The 22,516-nt window shown below is 53.3% G+C and carries 21 protein-coding genes and 1 pseudogene; 10 read left to right on the top strand and 12 right to left on the bottom strand.

Going from position 1 to position 22,516, the window contains the following annotated elements:
• From ABJH13_RS18225 to dapD, 4 genes are all read right to left on the bottom strand, one after another.
• Positions 1–423: M20/M25/M40 family metallo-hydrolase (locus ABJH13_RS18225; protein ID WP_348407652.1), on the bottom strand; the 423-nt coding region annotated here is incomplete at its 3' end.
• Positions 424–444: 21 nt separating this feature from the next.
• On the bottom strand, positions 445–798 hold the full coding sequence (locus ABJH13_RS18230; protein WP_348407653.1) for a hypothetical protein: 354 nt from the start codon (positions 796–798) through the stop codon (positions 445–447).
• A gap of 10 nt (positions 799–808) precedes the next feature.
• Positions 809–1,720 (bottom strand): hypothetical protein, encoded by a 912-nt coding sequence (locus ABJH13_RS18235; RefSeq protein ID WP_348407654.1) that lies wholly within the window; start codon positions 1,718–1,720, stop codon positions 809–811.
• A 99-nt stretch (positions 1,721–1,819) separates the two neighbouring features.
• Positions 1,820–2,647 (bottom strand): 2,3,4,5-tetrahydropyridine-2,6-dicarboxylate N-succinyltransferase, encoded by an 828-nt coding sequence (dapD, locus tag ABJH13_RS18240; RefSeq protein WP_348407655.1) that lies wholly within the window; start codon positions 2,645–2,647, stop codon positions 1,820–1,822.
• A gap of 139 nt (positions 2,648–2,786) precedes the next feature.
• Here dapD and ABJH13_RS18245 point away from each other — a divergent pair, with 139 nt between their 5' ends.
• Positions 2,787–3,629, top strand: a complete 843-nt coding sequence (locus ABJH13_RS18245; protein WP_348407656.1) for a TIGR00730 family Rossman fold protein — start codon at positions 2,787–2,789, stop codon at positions 3,627–3,629.
• Here ABJH13_RS18245 and ABJH13_RS18250 read toward each other — a convergent pair.
• The 8 genes from ABJH13_RS18250 to fliF form a co-directional block, all read right to left on the bottom strand.
• Positions 3,626–4,930: an HlyD family type I secretion periplasmic adaptor subunit gene (locus tag ABJH13_RS18250; protein WP_348407657.1), complete on the bottom strand. Its 1,305-nt coding sequence runs from the start codon at positions 4,928–4,930 to the stop codon at positions 3,626–3,628. The two genes, ABJH13_RS18245 and ABJH13_RS18250, sit on opposite strands and share 4 nt — an antisense overlap.
• Entirely contained in the window at positions 4,927–6,666 is a 1,740-nt protein-coding gene (locus tag ABJH13_RS18255; RefSeq protein ID WP_348407658.1) for a type I secretion system permease/ATPase, read from the bottom strand. Before ABJH13_RS18255 ends, ABJH13_RS18250 begins: the two co-directional genes overlap by 4 nt.
• A gap of 252 nt (positions 6,667–6,918) precedes the next feature.
• Positions 6,919–8,109 (bottom strand): kynureninase, encoded by a 1,191-nt coding sequence (gene kynU, locus ABJH13_RS18260; protein WP_348407659.1) that lies wholly within the window; start codon positions 8,107–8,109, stop codon positions 6,919–6,921.
• Positions 8,106–8,939, bottom strand: a complete 834-nt coding sequence (locus ABJH13_RS18265) for a tryptophan 2,3-dioxygenase family protein (RefSeq protein ID WP_348407660.1) — start codon at positions 8,937–8,939, stop codon at positions 8,106–8,108. Before ABJH13_RS18265 ends, kynU begins: the two co-directional genes overlap by 4 nt.
• 347 nt (positions 8,940–9,286) lie before the next feature.
• Positions 9,287–10,021 (bottom strand): flagellar type III secretion system pore protein FliP, encoded by a 735-nt coding sequence (gene fliP, locus ABJH13_RS18270; protein WP_348407661.1) that lies wholly within the window; start codon positions 10,019–10,021, stop codon positions 9,287–9,289.
• A 6-nt stretch (positions 10,022–10,027) separates the two neighbouring features.
• Positions 10,028–10,321 (bottom strand): FliM/FliN family flagellar motor C-terminal domain-containing protein, encoded by a 294-nt coding sequence (locus tag ABJH13_RS18275; RefSeq protein WP_348407662.1) that lies wholly within the window; start codon positions 10,319–10,321, stop codon positions 10,028–10,030.
• A complete protein-coding gene (locus tag ABJH13_RS18280; protein ID WP_348407663.1) occupies positions 10,314–10,919 on the bottom strand; it encodes an ABC transporter ATP-binding protein in 606 nt (201 codons plus the stop codon). The genes ABJH13_RS18275 and ABJH13_RS18280 overlap by 8 nt, the downstream gene beginning before the upstream one ends.
• On the bottom strand, positions 10,919–12,541 hold the full coding sequence (gene fliF / locus ABJH13_RS18285) for a flagellar basal-body MS-ring/collar protein FliF (RefSeq protein WP_348407664.1): 1,623 nt from the start codon (positions 12,539–12,541) through the stop codon (positions 10,919–10,921). The genes ABJH13_RS18280 and fliF overlap by 1 nt, the downstream gene beginning before the upstream one ends.
• A 122-nt stretch (positions 12,542–12,663) precedes the next feature.
• On the opposite strand from fliF, the gene ABJH13_RS18290 reads away from it, so the two are divergent.
• From ABJH13_RS18290 to ABJH13_RS18330, 9 genes and pseudogenes are all read left to right on the top strand, one after another.
• Positions 12,664–13,149, top strand: coding sequence for a flagellar basal body-associated FliL family protein (locus tag ABJH13_RS18290; protein WP_348407665.1), 486 nt, complete (start codon positions 12,664–12,666; stop codon positions 13,147–13,149).
• Positions 13,150–13,159: 10 nt separating this feature from the next.
• Complete coding sequence (locus tag ABJH13_RS18295) at positions 13,160–13,534, top strand: hypothetical protein (RefSeq protein ID WP_348407666.1); 375 nt, start codon at positions 13,160–13,162, stop codon at positions 13,532–13,534.
• Positions 13,531–14,139 carry a hypothetical protein gene (locus ABJH13_RS18300; protein ID WP_348407667.1) on the top strand — a complete coding sequence of 203 codons (609 nt, stop codon included), beginning with the start codon at positions 13,531–13,533 and terminating at the stop codon, positions 14,137–14,139. The genes ABJH13_RS18295 and ABJH13_RS18300 overlap by 4 nt, the downstream gene beginning before the upstream one ends.
• Positions 14,140–14,203: 64 nt before the next feature.
• Positions 14,204–15,073, top strand: coding sequence for a flagellar motor stator protein MotA (motA, locus tag ABJH13_RS18305; RefSeq protein WP_348407668.1), 870 nt, complete (start codon positions 14,204–14,206; stop codon positions 15,071–15,073).
• Entirely contained in the window at positions 15,070–17,331 is a 2,262-nt protein-coding gene (locus ABJH13_RS18310) for a hypothetical protein (protein ID WP_348407669.1), read from the top strand. The genes motA and ABJH13_RS18310 overlap by 4 nt, the downstream gene beginning before the upstream one ends.
• A gap of 637 nt (positions 17,332–17,968) precedes the next feature.
• Positions 17,969–20,011 (top strand): annotated as a pseudogene (flhA, locus tag ABJH13_RS18315) (flagellar biosynthesis protein FlhA).
• The gene (locus ABJH13_RS18320; protein ID WP_348407670.1) at positions 20,008–20,778 is read left to right on the top strand and encodes a flagellar biosynthetic protein FliR; all 771 of its coding nucleotides are present in this window, start codon (positions 20,008–20,010) and stop codon (positions 20,776–20,778) included. The pseudogene flhA and the gene ABJH13_RS18320 overlap by 4 nt, the downstream one beginning before the upstream one ends.
• Positions 20,775–21,863, top strand: coding sequence for a flagellar type III secretion system protein FlhB (locus ABJH13_RS18325; protein ID WP_348407671.1), 1,089 nt, complete (start codon positions 20,775–20,777; stop codon positions 21,861–21,863). Before ABJH13_RS18320 ends, ABJH13_RS18325 begins: the two co-directional genes overlap by 4 nt.
• Entirely contained in the window at positions 21,860–22,285 is a 426-nt protein-coding gene (locus ABJH13_RS18330; RefSeq protein WP_348407672.1) for a hypothetical protein, read from the top strand. Before ABJH13_RS18325 ends, ABJH13_RS18330 begins: the two co-directional genes overlap by 4 nt.
• Positions 22,286–22,516: the final 231 nt, after the last annotated feature.

Consider the following 22,516-nt stretch of genomic DNA (forward strand, 5'->3'; position numbering starts at 1 on the left):
GATGGCATCGCCTTCTTCGTCGCCCGTGATCGCCAGAATAATCGCCCCATCGGGCGGGGTCGATTGCACAAAATCGATAGCGGCGGCGGCAAAGGCGGCGACGCCTGATTTCATATCGGTTGACCCGCGCCCATAGAGCACGCCATCTTTGATCTCGGCGCCAAAGGGCGGCATGCGCCAGGCGTTGGCATCGCCGATAGGCACGACATCTGTATGACCGTTGAACCCAAAGGTGCGCGCATGCCCCCGGTCGCCCCACCGTGCAAACAGATTGCGAATGCCACCGCGATCTGCCCAGCTGCAGGCAAACCCGGCCGCGCCAAGCAGGCCATGCAGGATATCCAACGCACCCTCATCCGCAGGCGTGACAGATGGACAGCGGACCAGATCGGCGGTCAATGCAACAGGATCGGTACCAGACATGGAATGCTCCTTTTGGGGGGGTTAGTCGGCGTCGAGCGCGGGGTGATCGCCGTAGAATGGCTCCATCTGGGCGATGATCACCGCGTTTTCATCGAGCGCACGCTGCATAAGGCCGCGTTCTTGGTCGTCAATATCGTGACCTTCGGCCAGCCGTTCATCCAACGTGCCATAGCCGGTGACATCCAGCGGTGCGGTATCGGCTTGTTTCAACACGGCTACGGTTTCGCGCACGGCTTCGGCCTCGTCGATGCCGCTGGCAAATATCACCAGCCCCGCACCTGTCGCCTTGCTGGGCAATCCATCACCATCCTTACGGCCGATCTGAACAACCAATGTGTAGACCTGTTGCCGCGATGTTTTCTTTTTCTCTGACATGCTATGCTTGTTAGGGCTTGGCGAAAGGCACCACAACGGCTTTTTCAACCAGTTGGTCAGGGGTCCATGTGGAATAAGGCGCCCATTCTAGCCCCATTTCGTAAAGATGGCGCACACCGGCCATGATGATCCCGCGCGCATCGGATGTCATGCGCCGGTAGTCGGGGCCTAATTCTTCCCACCGAAATGCCATGCGGCCTCGGGCATCACGTGTGACCAGCGCGTCGAGCAACATCAACGCGGTGCAATGCACAAAGCCCGGATGTGTGGGATCAAGCGAGACAAGTTCGACGACCTCGCCGGGAAACCAGCCGCCATAGTCCGACACGACGCAACTGCCCGTCAGGCAATTTTCCAGCGCCTTTCGATGCACCAAGCGGGTGTCTTTTGGCCCGGCGCGGCAGACTTGGTCGCGCATGTCGTCTGACATGGACCGCGCCACGACCTTTAGAACGCGCAGCAGGTCTTTGCCGTCGTAGGTGTGCAGATCGCGGCCTTCTGGCAGGGTTTCGAGATTTACCCGGCGGGTGGCATGGGCCCAGCGGAACCCATTCATGACTGCGGCGCGGATAGGCGATGGCGCATCCCGGTAGTGTTTTTGAAACGCGTCCCAGTTCCAAAAGAGATCGTCGCGCCCGGCGCCCCCCTGCAAACGGTCAGCCAGCAACAAAGCGGTGGCCGTCATGAAACCATCGGTGCATTTGTCGGGCAAGGCGGCAACCAGCAACAGATCTGCGTGAATACCGTCGCAGTCGGCGACAGACAGGACGCATTTTTGGTCAAAAATAATCCGCCGCAACAGTTGCTTTTTGCCGGGATCTAAACGGCCGGCAAGCGCGTTATAGCCGAGGGACACTGCGGATTGCAGGTCTGCCACGACTTGAAGGGTCTGGAATGATATTGGAACGGAGGCATGACGCATGGGTCGTGCGTACGCCGCTAAGCGGACCGGATTATATCCGATCCTTGGCCTTTACGGGGCATTGCTGGGGCAAGAGTGCCCCAGGTCTTAAGCAAGGGTTTAGTCGCGCAGCAATTCGTTAATGGATGTCTTGGACCGCGTCTGTGCGTCGACCTTCTTGACGATCACGGCGCAGTAAAGGTTCACACCGTTTTTCGATGGCATCGACCCGGACACAACAACCGATCCCGCAGGGACCTCGCCATAGGTGACTTCGCCGGTTTCGCGATCCACGATTTTGGTGGATTGGCCGATGAACACACCCATGCCCAAAACAGACCCTTCGCGCACGATGCAGCCTTCGACGACTTCGGACCGCGCACCGACGAAACAATTGTCTTCGATGATCGTTGGGCCTGCCTGCATCGGTTCCAAAACGCCGCCAATGCCGACGCCCCCGGACAGGTGCACGTTTTTGCCGATCTGCGCGCAGGATCCAACCGTTGCCCATGTGTCAACCATGGTGCCTTCGTCCACATAGGCGCCCAAATTCACGAAGGATGGCATCAAAATGACGCCCGGCGCGATAAACGCGGATTTGCGCACGATGCAGTTGGGAACAGCGCGGAACCCGGCGGTTTTCCATTGGTCGTCCCCCCAACCGACGAATTTGCTGTCGACCTTGTCCCACCAGCCGCTGCCTTGTGGGCCGCCTGATTGGGTTTCCATGTCCTTGATGCGGAACCCCAACAGCACGGCTTTTTTGGCCCACTGGTTCACATGCCAATCGCCGCTGGCCTGTTTTTCGGCCACGCGCAGGGTGCCACCGTCGAGCGCGGCAAGCGTGTCTTCGATGGCATCGCGCGTTTCGCCGGTTGTGGCTGGCGTGATGGTATCGCGCGCATCCCATGCGGCTTCGATGGCGGTTTCAAGCTGAGCGTTCGACATCTGGGTCCCCCAAGGAAAGATTAATCTCCTGCGCCTATACAAGCGCTGTGCCACAGGCGCAATCCATCTGCGCGCGGGCCATTGCATCTTGGGGTGCAACGTGGCCCCCTATGGCAAACAAGCGACCGGAGTGATTTTGATGACCAAACCCCGCCACCCGCTGCGCGACGCGCATACGGACCGTGATGCCGTTCAGGATATTCCTGACACGCCCCAAACACGCGCAGCCGCCTACCGTCTCGCCTTTGCTGACGAGGATTTTCTGTGCCGTGATGAATTGCGGCCCGTGCGGTTGCAGTTGGAACTGCTCAAACCCGAGATGATGCTAGATGCGCACGACATCGCCAGCACGATTGTGTTGTTTGGTGGCGCGCGCATTCCCAGCCCGGCCAACAAGGACAGCGCGCGCACGAAAACGCTGGCGGATCTGTCGCATTTCTACGACGAAGCCCGCGAGTTTGCGCGGTTGATGACGTTGAAAAGCCTTGAGAGCGACGGGCGCGAGAACGTGGTGGTCACCGGTGGTGGCCCCGGCGTGATGGAGGCCGGAAACCGTGGGGCCCAAGACGCGGGCGGCCATTCTATCGGGCTCAATATCGTGCTGCCGCATGAACAAGCGCCGAATGAATACGTCACACCAGAGCTGTGTTTTAACTTTCACTATTTCGCCATCCGCAAGATGCATTTCCTGATGCGCGCCAAGGCGATCTGTGTGTTTCCGGGCGGGTTTGGCACGCTGGACGAACTGTTCGAGACACTGACGTTGATCCAGACAGGCCGCATGCAGCCGGTGCCTGTGTTGTTATTTGGGCGCGCGTTCTGGGACGGTATCGTCAATTGGGACGTGCTGGCAGACGCGGGTACGATCTCGGACGAAGACCTTGACCTGTTTCGGTTCGTCGACAGCGCGGCCGAGGCGATGCATGTGATCGACCATTGGCAGGATCTGCCCGCCCGCGATAGCCTGCCGGGGCGCAGTTAGCTTTCCCGGAAGGCGCGTGCGAAATAGTCGGCCAATGGCTTGATCAAATAGGCCAATGGCGACCGGTCGCCTGTCTTGATGTAGGTTTCCACGGGCATGCCGGGTATTAACACCGTGCCTTCGGCCAATTTATCGATCTCGCCTTCGTTGAGTTCGATTTCAGTGCGGTAATAGCTTTGGCCGGTGGCGTCGTCTTCGAAGGCATCGGCCGAGATTTGCACCACGTTGCCGTATAGTTCCGGCGTCGTGCGTTGATCCAGCGCGGACAGGCGCAGGGTCACATCTTGGCCCGCGACCAGCTGGTCAATGTGGATCAGATCAACCCGCGCCGCGATCACCAGCGGGCGGTCTTGCGGCACCAAAAACATCACGGGTTCTGCCGCCCGGATCACAGACCGGGGCGTGCGCACCTGCATGTCGTAGACGATACCGGATACGGGCGCGCGAATGTTCAAACGGTCGATTTCTTCGCGCAGCGCGTTGCGTTCTTCCATCAGCTCAAGTTCGCGGGCGCGCATGTCACGCAGCTGGGTTATGGCGTCTTCGCGGGTGCCGGTTGCCAGTTTGAGACGCTCGATATCGATCTCGGTGATGCGCCCTTCGGCCTGCGCGCGCGAGGCGGCAAGTTCGCCCAATTGGCCGTTCAACCGTGCGAATTCCCGTTGCAGGCTGAGCACAGTGCCTGCCTGCGTTAATTGTCGCTCCAAGAGCGATTTCTGATTGGTCAGTTCTATTTCGATCAGCGCAAGCTGTTCGGAAAGTGACGTTTCTTGCGCCTCTATTCCTATGATTTGACTGCGAATTTGACCCGACCGTTTGGATAGTTGGTCGATCTCTTGCGCGATCGAGATGCGACGGGCGTTGAACAGGTTACGCTGCCCTTCAACGAGCTCTTGTACATCATCGTCAGCGCCCGATGCCGTGAGGACTTCGGTGTCAAATGTGATGGCCTCGTCATCATCGCGTTCGGCTTCTAGACGCCCCCGCCGGGCCATGATCTCGAAAATCTGGTCTTCGATAATGACCAACCGTGATCCAAGTTGCGCCCCGTCCAGCCGCAACAGCAGGTCGCCTGCGCCAACTGTATCGCCTTCATCCACCAGAATTTCGGCAACTGTGCCGCCGGTTTCATGCTGTACAATCTGGCGATTACGGTCGACTTCGAACCGCCCGGATGACACCACAGCCCCGGAAATTTGCGTCATGACGGACCAAGCGCCAAACCCGCCGACCAAGACCAAAAGGCCCAAAAAGCCCAAAACCAGAGGCTTGCGCGCAGACCATTGCGTGGGATCAGTCATGTGACGCCTCCTTTATTGGTGGGTGCTTTTTTGATTTGTTCATGGTTTTTGACCATACTGGCCAAGACCTCGTCTTTGGATCCAAAGGCCGCGCGGGTGCCGTTCTCGAGGACAAGCAACATGTCACATTCCTGAATAGCTGCGGGCCGGTGGGCCATAATCAAAACGGAACGCCCGTCTTTCTTTAGGGCGCGGATGGCGGCGTTAAGGGCCATGCTGCCTTCGTTGTCGAGGTTCGAGTTTGGCTCGTCTAGCACCACCAAAACCGGATCGCGATAAAGCGCGCGGGCCAGGCCGATCCGTTGCATTTGACCGCCCGAAAGGCGCGATTGGCCTGTTGCGACATCGGTGTCATAGCCTTTGGGTAAGTCCAAAATCATTTGATGCGCCGCTGCTTTTTTGGCCGCAATGACGACCTTTTCAGAATCTGGTGTTGATTCCAGACGGGCGATATTTTCCGCGATCGTGCCATCAAAAAGCTGAACCCTTTGGGGTAAATACCCAATGTGCTGGCCCAGAATATGCGGCGCGTATTGATCTAATGTCGCCCCGTCCAGCCGGATCGACCCGGCGGTGGGGGCCCAAACACCGGTCAACGCCCGTGCCAGAGTGGATTTGCCTGCGCCCGACGGTCCGATAACGCCGATGGCCTGCCCTGGTTTAACATCAAAGGTCAGAGATTTCAGGGATGCTTGACGTTCGCCCGGTGGGACGATGCTAAGCAGTTTGACCCCCAGATTGGCCTTTGGCGCCGGAAGCGGTGTTTTTTCTTTTTCTTCGGGGACCGCGCCCAATAGTTCGCCCAAATTGTCCCAGCCTTTGAAGGCCCGTTGTACCAAAGGCCATTGGTTCAGCGCCAGTTCGACCGGGGCGAGCGCCCGACCCAGCAAGATAGACCCTGCAATCATCGCGCCTGCGGTCATCTCATTTTGCAGCACCAACCACGCGCCGATCCCCAACATCGCCGATTGCAGCAGCAACCGCAGCGTTTTGGTCATGGATGAAAACAACCCTGTTACATCCGTGGCTTGTACCTGCCGCCCCAATGATTGACCACGGGCCGATTGCCACCGTGTAAAGGCCGCATCGCGCATACCCATGGCTTGTACCATCTCAGATTCATTGCGGATTTGGTCGGCCATCAGTGTGGCCACATGCCCCGCGTGTGTCGCGCCTGCTTGGGGTTCGCGAGAGAGCAATTGGTTGGCCAGTGCGATCAAGATCAGCACCACCGCACCGCCAACGGCAAAATACCCCAGTAGGGGGTGGAACAAAAAGATGCCGGCAAAGAAAACAGGTGTCCATGGCATATCAAAGGCGGCCATCAAAACCGGAGACGTCATAAGCCGTTGAACGGCTTCCAGATCGGCGAGGCCGGTTTGGGTTTTGAGATCAGGTGCGACCGCCGATTTGCGCACGACCGCATCAAATACACGGCGGTCCAGGTCGTCTTGGAACCGCGCACCGACACGGGCCATGATGCGCCCACGCGTAAAGTCGAGTAAACCCATGATTGCATACATAAAAATGACGATCATCGAGAGGGCAACAAGGGTTTCCTGCGACCCCGAGCCAAGCACCCGGTCATAGACCTGAAGCATGTAGAGTGGCCCAGTTAACATCAATAGGTTGGCAAACAGGCTGAATAAGGCAACGGCCCAATACAACGAACGGCTGCGTTTGCGCACACGGCGGAGTTCTTGGCGGCCGATTTTCGCATACGAGGTCTGCATCATATATGTCCGTCCGTGGTGGGGTTTGGTCTGGGGGCGCATGTGAATATCAGATGCTGCCGCTCGCCGTGAGGCGGGTTCGGGTGGTGCAGGGGCAACGGCGGCCTGTCCAAAGTCATTGTTTGTAAAATCAATGGAGGTCCAAGCTGTCAATTTACACTTTGAGTTAGGCTATAGATCATAGCCTTGCCCCGCAACAAGAGAGGCTCTTGTTCGTGCGCATTCATCTGCCGGTGAAGATGGGCGTGTGTGGCGTTAGGTTACGCGGCTTTTGGTTTTGTAGGCGGGTTTGTCCCAGAGGTTATCATTGATGACCTGGGCTAGAATATCCACCGCGGCGGTGACATCAGAGGCATCCAGATACAGCGGCGTAAAGCCGAACCGCATTACATTTGGGGCGCGGAAGTCGCCAATAACGCCGCGGTCGATCAGGGCTTGCATGGCCGCGTACCCGTGTTCGAATGAAAATGAAACCTGCGACCCACGGGTCGCCCCATCGCGCGGGCTGATCAAGGTCAGATCTGGGCAGCGGGCTTCTACCTCGGTGATGAACTGCTCGGACAAGGCCAAAGATGCCGTGCGAATGTCGTACATTTCTACGCCGTCCCAGACCTGCATTGCGTGTTCCAATGCGGTCATTTGCAAGACCGGTGGCGTACCAACGCGCATCCGTTCAATTGATGGTGCGGGGGTGTAGGAGAGATCAAAGGCAAAGGGGGCTTGATGGCCCAACCATCCGGACAGCGCGGGTTCGATGTGTTCTGTCAGGTCTGGTCGGACGTAGATAAATGCGGGGGCGCCGGGCCCGCCATTGAGGTATTTATAGGTGCAGCCCACTGCAAATTCGCACCTTGCCTGGGTCAGGTTAACTTCGACAGCGCCGGCGCTATGTGCCAAATCCCAGATCATCACGGCACCGGCATTTTGCGCACGGCGGGTGATGTCGTGCATGTCGTGTTTGCGGCCTGTGCGGTAGTCGACCTCGGTTAGCATTACGGCTGCGATGTCTTCGGTGATCGCGGCGCTGGCGTCTTGGGGGGCGACGGTGCGCAGGGTGTATCCGGCGTCTTTTAGGCGGATCAGGCCTTCAGCCATGTACAAGTCGGTTGGGAAATTCCCGGTATCGGATAGGATGACTTTGCGGTCGGGGCGCATGGCAAGCGCGGCAGAAAGCGCCTGAAATACCTTGATTGACAAGGTGTCGCCCATGACGACACTGCCGTGCGGGGCGCCGATCAAACGCGCCACCATATTGCCGACGCGTGTGGGTTGATCCATCCAACCACAGGTGTTCCAGCCTTTGATCAGCGCCTGACCCCATTCGGCTGTGACGGCGTGCTGCAGTTTTTCTGCGACACCTTTGGGCAGGGGGCCTAGCGAATTTCCATCCAGATAGATCACGCCATCGGGTAGGTCGAACAGGTGTTTTTTGGGCAAACTCATCATAGGTCTCCTCGCAGATGCCACAGCTCCGGGAAGAGTTCCACTTCAAGCATGCGCCGTAAATACGTCACGCCACTGGTCCCACCTGTCCCGCGTTTGAACCCGATGATCCGTTCGACGGTGGTGACGTGATTAAAGCGCCAACGGCGAAAATAATCTTCAAGATCAACTAGCTTTTCTGCCAGTTCATAAAGGGTCCAATGTGATTGCGGATCGTTATAGACCGTTGTCCATGCCTCTATGACCGCTTGCTGGGGGGCATGGGGGCTGTCCATACGGAACACATCTGTGTTGAATTGCATCCCAAGCGCATCTTGGAGCAACCGCAACGCTACGTGGTATAAGGAGGGTTGGGACAGCTCAAACTGTAACATTTTGTGGAGTTCAGTGCGGTGTTCGTGCACCTTCATCATCGCCGGATTACGGTTGCCCAACATGAATTCGATCAACCGATATTGGTGCGACTGGAACCCAGAGGATTTGCCGAGGTCTTCGCGAAATGTGGTGTAGTCGCTGGGCGTCATTGTGCGCAATACGTCCCAGGCATTGTTCAGTTGCTCGAAAATGCGCGCGACACGGGACAGCATTTTGAAGGCTTCTTGGGTCTTGCCGACCAACATCAGATTTCGAGCCGAATTTAGTTCGTGTAGGGCGAGCCGCATCCATAGTTCGGACGTTTGGTGTTGGACAATGAACAGCATTTCGTCATGGGCATTCGACAGCGGTGTAGCGGACGCCAGCAGACCATCCATGCCGAGATAATCACTATAACTCATGTTTTTCGAGAATGACATTTCTGCGCCATCTTTTGCGGGATTGTAGGCATCGGTCATGCGCTGGATTTCCTGTTTCGCGTCAGAGCTATTTTGCGGATGACTAAGGTCGTATGGGCCCATTGGTTGCATTTCAAGTTAAAGTTCTGAGTTTGAAGTGCTTGGCTGGGGCTTGGGATTTTACCTCTCACAGACAAATCTCGGTGCCTGCGACATATTGGGCACGGTCACAGGAAGGCCAAAACCTGAACAAAAGTATCCTAAAATAGAGGACTTAATAGGGAGTAGCTCATGTGGTGCCAGATGGCGCAGGCCTGTGGCGGGCTTTATTGCCGCACGTCGACCAATGGACGGTTGCGAAGATAGTCGTGCAAGGCTGGCTCTGCTTCGCAGGGTGCAAGGAAAAATTAAAAATAACTACGAACAAGACTGCCTGCTATCAAACTCCACCCGTCTGCGAGAACAAAAAACGCGAGCTTGAATGGGAGTGATACGATGACAGGAGGCACCATCATCATCCCCATCGACATCAAAACAGCGGCAACCACGAGGTCAATAATCAAAAAAGGTAGAAATACCAGGAAACCGATTTGAAAGGCACGGGAAACTTCGGAGAGTAAGAAGCTTGGGATGAGTATGGACAATGATGCGTCTGGGGTCGGCGTTTCTGAGATCGTATCCGGTCTCAATTCGGCCATTGCGTAGAATGTTTCAGGGTCTAGCCGGCTTGCCATGAAGACCCGGAAAGGTTCCAGCGTGCGGATAACTGCTGTTTCAATATCTATTGCTTCGTTATTGAGTGGGATGATCCCATTTCTCCACGCTTCTGTAAAAACAGGCTCCATGATGAAATAGGTTAGAAAGAGCGCTAGGCTGACAATTAGCATGTTGGGTGGCGATTGCTGCAAGCCGATAGCTTGCCTCAAAATTGACAAAACGGTCACCAGAAAGGGAAAACAGGTCACCATGATCGCCAGCCCTGGCGCCAAGCTCAAGACCGTGATCAACGCGAAAAGCTGGATGGTTCTTGCGCTAACAGATTCCCCGTCACCCAACGAAAATGACAAACCTTGCGCTGCTGCTGGCATCGCCATCAGAAAAGTCGCAACTATTAGGTAAGTAGCAAGGTGCAGCTTATTCATGTGACGTTAGTGGCCTGTCTGTAGATCTATGACTTCGGTCAGGCGAACAACCAGTTGACCGCTGGCAGCATCATCTTTTTCTTCGAGCATGCCACGCGCGATGAGCCGGTCGCCAACGTACAATTCAACTGGGTCATCAACCGTCTTGTCCAATGGCAGCACGGCGTTCTCCCCCAGAGCGACTAAATCTCGAATAAGAGGGCGTGCTTTACCAACGCAGACGCTGACTTCAATGGGGACCGACGTGAATGGATTGCTCGTCTCTGATGTTGCGCTGCGGGCGCCGGTTGCATCATCCATTTTTATTCTCCTGCTCTGCTTCATAGAAAAAAGCGGTAATTGCGTCGCTGACGCCAGTTAAGATTGTTTGCATATCGATACTGCGTTCTTCTGTGCCAATTCGGACAAACGCCTGCCCATCGGCTAGCGTTTGGTCGCCGACTATCTCAAAGGGAGCTTTAATTTTGTCTTCTGCCAAGTGCTGGACCGTTTCGATATTTGAAGGCGCGACAACAAGTTCGATAGGTTGGTTCGGATGTTCACGCAGAAGGTCAAATACCTGATCGACAATTTGAGGGCCAAGTGTGTCATGCGCCACTGCAGGGAGTAACTTATCGACGATTTCGACCATGATTGGCTTCATCGAAAGCGTCAATTTTGAGAGCGCCTCCTGATAGGTGAAGGACATATCCTGCAAGTTTTGCCCGAACTCGGCACTTACTTTTGTGACAGAATCGCTCTGGGCTTTTACGGCGTCGTCCCAACCAGCTTGATAACCTTTTTCAAAGGCTTCTAACTGTTGATCTTCGGAGGCCGCAACGCTGGTGCTATCTTCTTCAATAGTGGGTTCAGGCGCCTTTTCCCCACCGAAGTTGCGATACCGGTGCGACAGAGACATCAAGCATTTTCCTCTTTATCTTCCAGCCAGCTTCTCAGGATTTCGACGGTTTCTTCTTGCCGTTCGCCGATCATGGACCGAAGACGATCAACGGGATCGTCTGACATTGCGCCACCCATCATCAACTCGGGCAGTTCTCCGCCCTGATCATCACCAAAGCTGGATATCATTGGAAGGTCAGGAAGCTCGAGATCGTCCAAACCAAAGCTCCCGTCGAGCTCTGCGCTGTCAGCCGAAGCCGCGTCAGCGGGTGGAAGCGCAGGGATACCTTCCTCGAGCGGTAGGGGTGTCTTGCTCAAAAGCGGACGCACCACAAACAGGCCAAGAATCAAGGTGACGACGGCCAGGACGGCCATTTGTATCGCAGACATGATGTCCAGATGCATGCCGTCAAAGAACGATGCACCCACCGTTGTGCCTTGTGGAGACACGCTCTGCAACGCCATCGATTTGATCGTAATGATGTCACCGCGCGTTTCGTCAAAACCGACGGCCGAGGCTACAAGATCTCGCAGCGCTTCAAGCTCGGCTGCGTCGCGGGGTGTAAGTTCCTGCTCGCCGGTTTCCGTTGGTGTAACGGTGTCATTGACAAGAACTGCGACGGTCAAACGTTTGATAGCACCGGGTACACGAACAATCTCCCGCTCGGTTTCGGATACTTCATAGTTAACCCGTTCGCGCGTTTCGCTGTTCTGGGATGAGGAGTTTTCGCCATTCCCGCCTTCCTCATCCGGGAGGTTGGATGCCACGGTGACGTTTCCGCCTCCAGCTTCGTTTGATGAATTGCTGCGTTCTTCGGTGTCGGTGCTTATCGCGACTCGGCTTTGTGGATCGAACGTGCGCTCTCGAATCGCTTCACTTTCGGTGACTGTATCGACGCTGACCTCTACGATGGCGTTTCCAAACCCGACCCGTGCTTCGAGGAGGCGTTGTACTTTATCCCGTATGGTTTGGGCTTTGTCATCTGACCCTGCTGGCGCTGCATCGTCTGCGGTGCCGATCAACGCTCCGTTTGCGTCGATCACAGCGACATCCTCCGAGGCCAATCCGGCGACGGCGGACGATACAAGGAATCGGACAGCCTTCGCTTGCTGTGTCGTGATGGCTGCCCCTGCGGGCGTGATCGATACGGATGCTTTTGGCGTCACGCCGCGCTGGAATGGGTTGGAACCCGTGCTGGCGATATGAACGCGTGCCATTGTGATGTGAGGGCTGGATACGATGGTCCGAGCCAACTCCCCTTCTTTTGCACGCCAATAGGCGGCGTCAAACATTTGGGATGTCGTGCCAAAGCCTGACAAAGAATCAAGAAGTTCGTACCCGCGATTCGAATTTGCTGGTAATCCTTCGCTGGCTAAGGTCATCCGAAGCTGATCACGATCATTGGATGCGACGAAAATGGCGCCTCCGCGAACCTCAAATGCCGCGCCGCGTTGTTCTAGGGCGCGGACGACATCACCGGCTGCGCCATTTTCGAGCCCTGAATAAAGCAAGGTCATTGAAGGGGCGGAGGCCATGCGGGACATAGCAAGTATCCCGAAAAACATAGCCACCGTCGCGACGATCACAATAATCTGGCGTCGTAAATCCAGTCCGGTCCAAGCGTTCAATAGTTGCTGCACAGTCGCCTCCGTCAAGCCGAACGTTCTGTTCAGCGCTGGCAACAGCAATGAACGATCTGGCTTAACAATCGGTTAGTGCAATCGCGTCTATAACGATTTTCGTAACCAAAAATGGGATCACCATGACAGATGCAGCCGTCGTTGAGGACGAGATTGAACCAAAATCGTCGAAATTGCCTTTAATTCTTGGGCTTGTCTTCCTGCTGGTCGGCGGGGGTGGCGGTTTTTTCGCAGCCTGGAGCGGTCTTATTTTAGGGGGCGAATCGGAAGTGGTGGAAGTTGAGGCGCCGAAAGAAGAAGGCGCGCCTGAAGTTGTTTTTGTTCCGCTTGACCCTATTACTGTATCGTTACCGCAAAGTAGCGCTCAGGATCATTTGATATTTCGAGCTCACCTTGAAGTAGGCGCACAGCATGTGTCTGACGTCGAAGCGGTCCTGCCGAGGGTGATTGACGTCCTGAACGGCTACCTCAGGGCTATCGATGCGCAGGATATTACCAATCCGTCAGCGCTTACACGGCTGCGTGCGCAAATGCTTAGACGGGTGCAGGTGGTGACCAGCCCTGAGCAGGTTAAAGATCTTCTGATTATGGAATTTGTACTAAACTAAGGAGGGTGATATGGAACTCATCGCGGACGTTTTATTGGCTGCAGGCGCGCTTGGTGCAGGCCTTTATTGCTTGGTGCTTGGACGCCGGCTGAATAGATTCAACGACCTTGAAAAAGGTGTTGGTGGTGCGGTCGCTGTCCTTTCGGCACAAGTCGACGACCTCACCAAAACGTTGGCAGCTGCGCAATCTACAGCAGCGACTTCTGCCAATACATTGACGGATTTGACAACACGTGCAGAAGACATGTCACGCAAACTCGAGCTTCAGATGGCGTCGTTACATGATTTACCCGAACCTGCGCATGTCTCGAATGGTGCAACGGTTGGTCAATCTGCTGGTGAGCCGATGTTCGTACGTCACAGAAACACTGAGACACACCAATGAAGAAATTCGCATTTCTAACTGGTCGCAGTGGTCGTGGTTCCATACTCTTGATTTCAGGGCTTTTGGTTGGGTCTGCAGTCTTGAGAATCGCCATTGGTGCCGGTCAAGCTGTCGCCACTGAGAACCCGACTGCGATGATTGAACCGACAGAGCCTTTGACGGCCCAGGTCGCGCAACCCGCACCTGAGGAAGGTCGGGAGCAATTATCCAAAATGTTGAAGTCTTTTCAGGAACGTGAAGCGCGTCTTGCAAAAAAAGAAAATGAAATCGACATGCGGATGAAAGCTCTATCGGTTGCGGATCAAGAAATTGAACGGCGCCTTGCGAACCTAAAAGATGCCGAAGATACGCTTCGCGGCCTTATGGCATTGGCAAATACTGCGGCAGAGGATGATTTGGTTCGTCTCACAGCAGTTTACGAAAATATGAAACCAAAAGACGCATCGGCTTTGTTCGAGCAGATGGAACCCGGTTTCGCAGCTGGTTTTCTTGGTCGTATGCGTGCTGATGCTGCGGCTGGCATTTTGTCGGGGTTGTCGCCGCAAGTTGCCTATTCCATCAGCGTTATTCTAGCAGGCCGCAACGCAGACATTCCGGAAGGCTAGCTATGCTGAGGCTTTCTTAACTTCCTTCTGCGATAACAAATACAAGTAGTCATTGGGGTTTGAAATGGTTGGTATCATTGGCATAGTTGTCATTTTCGTCATGGTTTTTGGCGGGTATCTTGCTGCTGGTGGCAAGATGGGCATCATCTTCAAAGCACTGCCTTTTGAAATGATGATGATTTGTGGGGCCGCGGTGGGTGCCTTTTTGATCAGCAACGATGGCGCTGCGATTAAGCAAACTGCGCGCGATATGGGCAAAATTTTTAAAGGACCAAAGTGGGCGCATGAGGATTATAAAGACCTACTGTGTTTACTTTTCGAACTCATACGACTTGCGCGCCAAAACCCCGTGGCGATTGAAGAACACATAGAAGCGCCTGATGACTCTTCAATTTTCTCAAAGTACCCGAAAATCCTAAAGGATCGCGAAGCTATTGCGTTGATTTGTGACACAATGCGATCGGCTTCAATGAATTATGACGACCCACATCAGGTGGAAGAAGTGTTGGAAAAGCGTATGGAGGCCAATATGCATCACGCTATGCATTCTAGCCATGCATTGCAGACGATTGCCGATGGGCTTCCAGCGTTAGGGATTGTTGCGGCTGTACTTGGCATCATCAAAACAATGGGCTCAATTGATCAACCACCTGAGGTACTGGGTAAATTAATTGGTGGTGCATTAGTCGGAACTTTCCTTGGAGTATTTTTAGCTTACGGGTTCGTGGGGCCTTTTGCCGAAAAAGTGAAAACAATAACTGAGGAAGATGGCCACTTTTATCAACTCATTCGTGAAGTTCTTGTCGCAAACCTGCATGCACATGCCACGAACATATGCATCGAAGTCGGGCGGCAAAACACACCATCTCACTGCCGGCCAAGCTTCTCCGAACTCGAGGATGCTCTGAAGTCTGTGAAGCAGGGTGCTGCATGATTAGGGCGTTGATGCTATCGAGCGCTTTTGCATTTATAGCGGCAGTGGACGCGATTGCTCAGCCAATCACCGTACGTGCAGGAGACCATGAGGGCTTTACGCGAGTTGTAATGCAGCTCCCTAGCGGCGCGGAGTGGCGCGTAGAGGAGGAATTTGGTTTAAAAAAGATATTCATTTCGAACCATGAAGATGGTTTCAACATAAGTAGAATGTTCAACGTTATTTCACGAGAAATTATCTCGAATGCAACTGGCTTTCGGTCCAGGTTGGATCTGGGTGTAACTTGTGATTGTTCCATCAATACATTTGTTGCGCGCAATAACTATCTGGTGGTGGATATCTTCGACGGGCCTGACTTGCCAAGCGCACCCGTGGAGCAAGCGGCGCGCTTTATTTCAGCGCGACCTGCATCTAGTTTTAACTTTGGAGATCTCTTGTGGGCTGATGTCGATGGTGTAACTGATGAGCTATATAGCGGTGAAAATTCTCAAACAGATGATTTGAATGAGGCTGATAATAACTCCCCTTCTTCATCCGTGGTTGAGCGAGAGTTGGTGGAAAAGACAAGGCAACAGCTTGTCTTGGATTTGGGTCGTGCCGCTTCTCGGGGCATTCTCGAGCCTGCAGTGCCAAACATAGCCAAAAGAACCGATATTGATGCTGTTCAGCCGCCTCTACCTGCGCAAGCTACGTCAGAAAAAGACACAGTACCTATTATCGCTGGCGACGGAAATATCCGCATCACGACAAGTCGTACTAAACCTTTGCTACCAGGAACTGTCGACTTGATGATGTCTGGTGCAGTTTGTGCCGGGTCTGAGCAAGTTTCGGTGTCTAGTTGGGGTCGCGATGAGCCGCTATCCGTTCAGCTGGGAGATCTCCGATCTCAACTTTTCTCCGACATTGATGGTTTAAATTTAAATGTAGCAAAAGAGCTCGCACAGCTTTATATTCATTTCGGTTATGGTGCAGAGGCAAAGCAAGTACTTTTAATGGCAGACGAGTTGGTCGCACGAAACCCTGCGCTTCTGGATATCTCGGATATTTTAGAATACGGGTACACGCGAAACCCCCGATTTGTTCACCGATTTCTAGATTGCGACTCTGAACTTGCTCTGTGGAGTGCGATGGCGGCGCAAAGATTGCCGCCGGATCAGGTGGTGAATGAAAATGCGGCACTGCGTGCGCTGGCAAATCTCCCTGACAATTTAAAATTGATTTTGGCGCCTGCTCTAAGTCGAAGATTCGCTGACGCAGGGCATCTAGAATCTGCTGCGATTGCCTTGAGAAATGTCGATTTTAAACAAAACAATGCTGTTGCAAACGTAGCTCTTGCCGAGGCTGAAATCGAAAAACAACTGGGCAGCATAGAAAATGCTCAGGATCGACTAGAGAACGTGCTCCAAGATAACGTAGCAGAGACTCCGGAGGCGATAATCGCATACGTTGAGACGCAGCTGTCAAAGGCCCAGAAAATCCCACCGGACATATCGTTGCTGGTAGAAACATACGCTTTCGAAAGACGTGAAGGGCCCCTTGCGCGTGATCTTTTGAGGTCTCATGTTATAGCCTCGTCGTATTCGGATCAATTTTCTAAAGCATTCGATGCTCTTGGAGACAAGCGGGTCATCAATGACCCTGTATTTTTGATGCAGCTACAGTCAATTGTTTTCTCTGCGCTAGGTACCGAAGCTGATGATATTAGCTTTCTTGAAGGTTACTTCTCACATCATCCAGAAAACAGCTTAGAAATTGACCCAAAAGCGATTGAAATCGTTGCTTCCCGGTTGCTCAAGTTGGGGTTTCCCGAGGAATCTATTGAGTTGATTTCAGGCGATACCGCGCCTGATGATATTAGTCTTCCTCATGCTTTGATTTACGCTGAAGCATTGCTAAATGTGTCGCGGCCCAACGATGCGTTGCTCGTTTTAAGTAGTATGAAGGGCGAGAATGTAAAACGGCTTCGAGGATTGGCTTTACTTCAACTGGGAGAAAATGAGACTGCGTTTGATATCTTTAAGTCTGAAGAAGCGAGAGAAGAGACCATTAGATCTGCGTGGTTATCGAATGATTGGGTGGATCTGCTTCCTCTAAATACACCCGTTCTTGGGCAGGCAATTTCCCTTGTTGGAGAGCCTATTGATAGGGTGGAGAACGAGATTGGGATGCTGCAGTTTCTAGATACTGCGATCCAAGAAAGTTCCGAGGCAAGAGCGGCTCTGGGAAGTATATTAAGTGGTGTAACTGTCGTTCCCTAACAAAGTGTTAGGCTGCTAAAATGAGATAAGTTATCTGATAATTTACCAAGGGTGTGGATATGTTAGAGTCGTGAAATGTATTAAAATGGGGATCTAAAATTGTACTTATTTTTGCCGTTTCTTTTGATCCTTACATTCAAATATTGTGCCATTTTACTCTGGGTCAATAGTAGGCGAAATGCGAAAAATTGGTGTGTTTTGGCGGTTTTAAATTTATGATTAATTGTTTTGAAAGCCTTGGCGATGGGGTTCTTTACGTGGTTCGGTTCTGAATTTAGTGCTCTTAAGTTATTTTCCACCAATATAGCCTTTTTTGTTCAATTTTTAATTTCACGCAAAGTGGCGAGATTGGGTAACAAAATTGAATTATTTGAGAGAATTTTGATTAGTCTGCTAAATAGGTGGTTCGAATGTCCGCGGAGGTATTTTCTTTTGCTAAGGTCAGAAATGAAGCGTGCGGAGGATTTAGGTGGTGAATGTCGTCACTTTGCACCGCAACGAAAATTGCGCGTGAAGCGTTTGATGGAGATTTTATTGAAAATTAACAAAGTAGGCTTGAGTAGTTTAGTTCTCGTTAGATTTGGAGAAATATGACGTGCAAAACTTTACTGTGAAAGCCTTGTTCAATCCGACAATCATGTTGGCGGTTGCGTTGATGGCGGTGATAGTCATGATGATTTTACCGATGCCTGCGTGGGTATTGGACGTCGGCTTGGCTGCCTCTTTCGCGTTGGCTATTTTGATCTTCACTGTCACGCTATTTATCGAACGACCTCTTGATTTTTCGGCATTCCCGACAATTCTTCTTGCTTCTTTGATGTTGCGGTTATCGCTTAATGTTTCGTCCACAAAATTGATTATTGGCCAAGGGCATACAGGCACCGATGCCGCCGGCGATGTCATCGAGGGGTTTGCCCAATTTGTTATGGGAGGGAGCGTATTTCTCGGACTTGTAGTTTTCTGCGTATTATTGATCGTTAACTTTATGGTTATCACTAAAGGTGCGACGCGGATGGCAGAGGTTGGTGCGCGATTTGCGCTGGATGGAATGCCAGGCAAGCAAATGGCCATCGACAGCGATATGGCTGCTGGGGCAATCACTCATTCCGAAGCGCGAGAGCGGCGTGAAAGAGAACAGCAAGAGACGACTTTCTTTGGATCGCTCGACGGTGCGTCAAAGTTTGTAAAAGGCGACGCTGTTGCGGGGCTACTTATCACTCTTCTCAACTTGGTTGCTGGTTTGGTTATGGGGATCGCCGTGCACGGCATGCCTCTCGGCCAAGCGTTTGAAACATAAGCTATTTTGACCGTCGGGGATGGTTTGGTTTCCCAAATTCCAGCGGTTGTTATTTCTATCGCTTCGGCCCTTTTGTTGGCACGGGGCGGTGCACAAGGCTCAACCGATCTGGCAGTGTTTGCCCAGTTGGGTAAGCACCCGGCGGCGATAGGTACTGTTGCTGGATTGATGGTTCTTTTTGCGCTGTTCCCGGGCTTGCCTTTTGCGCCATTCATTGCCGGTGGTGCCATGTTGGGCGTGGCGGCGTATCGGTTGCAACGCAAGGCAAAGTCCCAAACCACCGGGACTGACCTGGAGAAGGTTGAAGCCGAGTTGCCAAAAGAGAAGCCGCTTGGGGATATCCTCGAGCTTGACGACATCCATGTCGAGTTCGCACCGGATCTCGTAAATATGGTGCTGGATCCTGGCACCGGCTTGGATGCGCGTATTTCCAACATGCGGACCCATGTTGCTTCTGTGTATGGATTAATTTTGCCAGAGGTGAGGCTCACAGATAACGCGGCCATTGCACCCGGGACGTACGTTTTGCGAATCCAGGGTGTGGAGCAAGCAAGTGCAGAACTTAGTCCGGACCGGATACTGGCGCTTATCCCTGAAAATGCGACAGAAGTCCCCAGTGGGAATGACACTACTGAACCGGTCTACGGGGCGCCGGCACGATGGATTAGCGCTCGAGATCAAGAACAAGCTTCATTGGACGGCTTAACGTTGGTGACACCCGCTGAAATTTTGGCCACCCATTTACTGGAGACTGTAAAGCGGAACTTTAGCCGGTTGTTGTCGTTAAAATCTCTCAGACGTCTACTGCAGGAAATGGTAAATGTTTCTGACCCGATGCGGGCAGAAGCGAATAGAAAATTGCTCGATGAGATGATTCCAGACAAAGTGCCGGTTGATATGCTGCACGCTGTGCTGCGTCTGTTGCTTGATGAGCAAGTTTCCATACGAAATTTGCCGCTAATTCTGGAGGCAATCTCAGAAGCACGCGGGCAAAATACGCAACCAGAAGCGATCTGCGAACATGTAAGGCAACGACTTGGTTTCCAGCTCATAGCCGATATGAAGCGCGATGATGGGACCTTGCCGCTTATTCAGCTGGCTCCTGAATGGGAAGACACGTTTGCGACCTATCAAGTCGAAGCGGACAGAGGCCTCGATATCGCGCTGCCGCCGGATATTTTCAATCAATTGGCAGAGAATGTCTCAGAGAAACTGCAATCTGTGAGCGAGACTGGTATCAATGCCGCTATTGTCACAAATACACGTCGGAGACGCTTCCTTAGAACTGTGATGCGTGCGAAGGGCATCAATAATCCAGTCCTGTCCTTTGAGGAAATTGGGCTGGACGCGCGACCGTCTCTCGTTGGTGTTGTTGCCGCATGATGGCATTGGCCGAATTACTGCCTCTACTAGATGACCCCCTTTGGCATGGGTTTGTTGTTTTTGTAAGAGTTGCGGCGATCGCTTCGATGTTGCCTGCTTTTGGCGAGCAATCGGTGCCTGCGCGCATCAAGCTCGTTTTGGCGCTGGCCTTCATGTTGATTGTAGCTCCCGCAATAGCGCCGATACCGCTTTCGGAAACATTGGGAGATATGGCGTTCTTGGTCGTGACCGAAGTGCTGTCTGGGCTCGCGTTGGGGATTGGTATTCGTTTGTTTGTGTTAGCTTTGCAAACGGCCGGTACAATAGCAGCGAATGCAACATCGCTTTCTCAAGTGTTTGGGGGGTCTGGCGTCGATCCGATGCCAGCTATGGGGTACATTCTTATCGTAGGTGGTTTGGCGTTGGCTGTGATGACAGGGTTGCATGTAAAGGCAGCCGAATTGATCATCCTGTCGTATGACTTTATGCCAATGGGACACTTTACTGCAGCGACCGTTCTGTCCGACTGGGGTGTCTCACAAGTGGCTAGGGCATTCACGCTCGCGTTTACGCTGGCGGGGCCGTTCATTATCCTATCGGTCCTCTATAATGTCGCGTTGGGCGTCATCAATAAAGCAATGCCGCAGTTGATGGTCGCCTTCGTCGGTGCGCCCGTTATCACCGCAGGCGGGTTATTTTTGCTGTTGATGTCTGCGCCGCTCATTTTGTCGATCTGGGTGCGCGCGATGGACGGTTTCCTGGCAAATCCATTTGGTCCTGTCCCGTGAGCGACGACACAGAGCAGAGTGACAAGACCTATGAGGCCACGCCTCAAAAGTTGCTGGATGCACGTAAGAAAGGTGAATTCGCCCGATCAACAGAGATCCTGACGGCTTGTGCCTATGCGGGGTTGTTGCTGGCATTCATCGCTGCAGGGGGTGGTGGCCTGATTGAGTTGGGTACCACAATGATGGTCCTGATCGATCAATCCGCGCAATTGGCCCCGCTTTTTTTCAACGGGGCGGCTGCCGCGCCAACACAAGGCATTATGCGCAGCGTTGGCAGCGGTCTGTTGCCGATTTTTGCTCTGCCTGCCCTCGCCGTGCTGGGTTGCCTTTTTGCCACTAAGGGCATTGTGTTTGCGCCGACAAAGATCGCACCAAAGCTGAACAAGATCTCGGTCATTTCAAACGCAAAGAACAAATTCGGGCGAAAGGGCCTGTTTCAGTTTGCCGTCAGTTTTACGAAGCTGTTGATCTATTCGGGTTGCTTGGCGCTTTTTATCAATATCCATCTGGATGACATGGTCGCAGTGCTTCAAACGAATCCGCGCATCGTTATCGCGCTGCTGGCAGAGATCGTTTTGTCGTTCCTGCTGGTGGCGGTGATCATCTCTAGCGTCATAGGTGGTATCGATTTCCTATGGCAGTACTTTGAGCACCTGCGCAAAAACATGATGTCGCGAAAAGAAATCACCGACGAGACCAAGAACAACGAAGGCGACCCGCACATGAAGCAAGAGCGCCGTCAACGCGCTCAGGCCATCGCGGGCGCGCAGATGATGGCCGACGTACCGAAGGCGGACGTCATTATTGTGAACCCGACACATTACGCGGTTGCATTGAAGTGGGAACGGAAACCGGGGCAGGCACCTATATGCGTAGCTAAGGGTGTCGATGAGGTTGCGCATCGTATCCGCGAGCTTGCGCATGAGAACAGTATCCCAATCCACAGCGACCCGCCTACGGCGCGCGCCCTTCACGCCACAACTGAAATTGGAGACCAGATTGCTCCGGATCACTTTAAGGCAGTGGCTGCTGCGATACGTTTTGCCGAAACGATGCGCCGGCGTGCTAAAGGGAGTGTATTGTGAAGTTAGAAGATGTCCGCACACTCCACACTTTGGCTGATGCCAAGTATCAAGCACGGCAGCAGCGCTTTCAAAAGTTGTTGGCCAGAGAAAATGTCGTGCGCGCCGAGCTCGTCAAGCTTGGCGAGCGTGAAGCGGCCGCAAATGCGACGAACGACCCAAACATGAGAGCAATCGGCGCCGACGTGATTTGGAAGTCGTGGCTTGGGCGTGCGCGGGTGTCGTTGAATATGAAGCTGGCCCTTATAATGGCTGAGAAAGAGCAGCACCTGAGGCAGGTGCGTGAAGCATACGGCAAGGTTCTTGCGAGTGAAGCGCTCGTCAACCAGCTGTCGGTCGAGCGTCTGGACAAGAAGCGAAAGCACAGCCTCATGCAGGCAATCGACATGGCGCTGTTTACCGTGCCCGAGGGCGATACCAAGTGACAACCCTGTTGAGGCGCGCCTAAGCGCGGTCTTGGCGATCACCACCATAAAATCATCAAATCCCTGAACGGCGATCACGGTACATCCTACATTCCCGAATCTTATTGTATGTTTTGAGTCGGCATTTTGTTTGTGTGTGAGTGTTGTTTTGCGAGTCTTTGGATTGTTTAGGGTGTTTGGTGATTTGGACCGCAAGATGTGGTGTTTTGTTGTGGTGTGGTTCCGTAGGGT

This window comes from Roseobacter sp., from assembly GCF_039970775.1.
Lineage (GTDB): Bacteria > Pseudomonadota > Alphaproteobacteria > Rhodobacterales > Rhodobacteraceae > Roseobacter.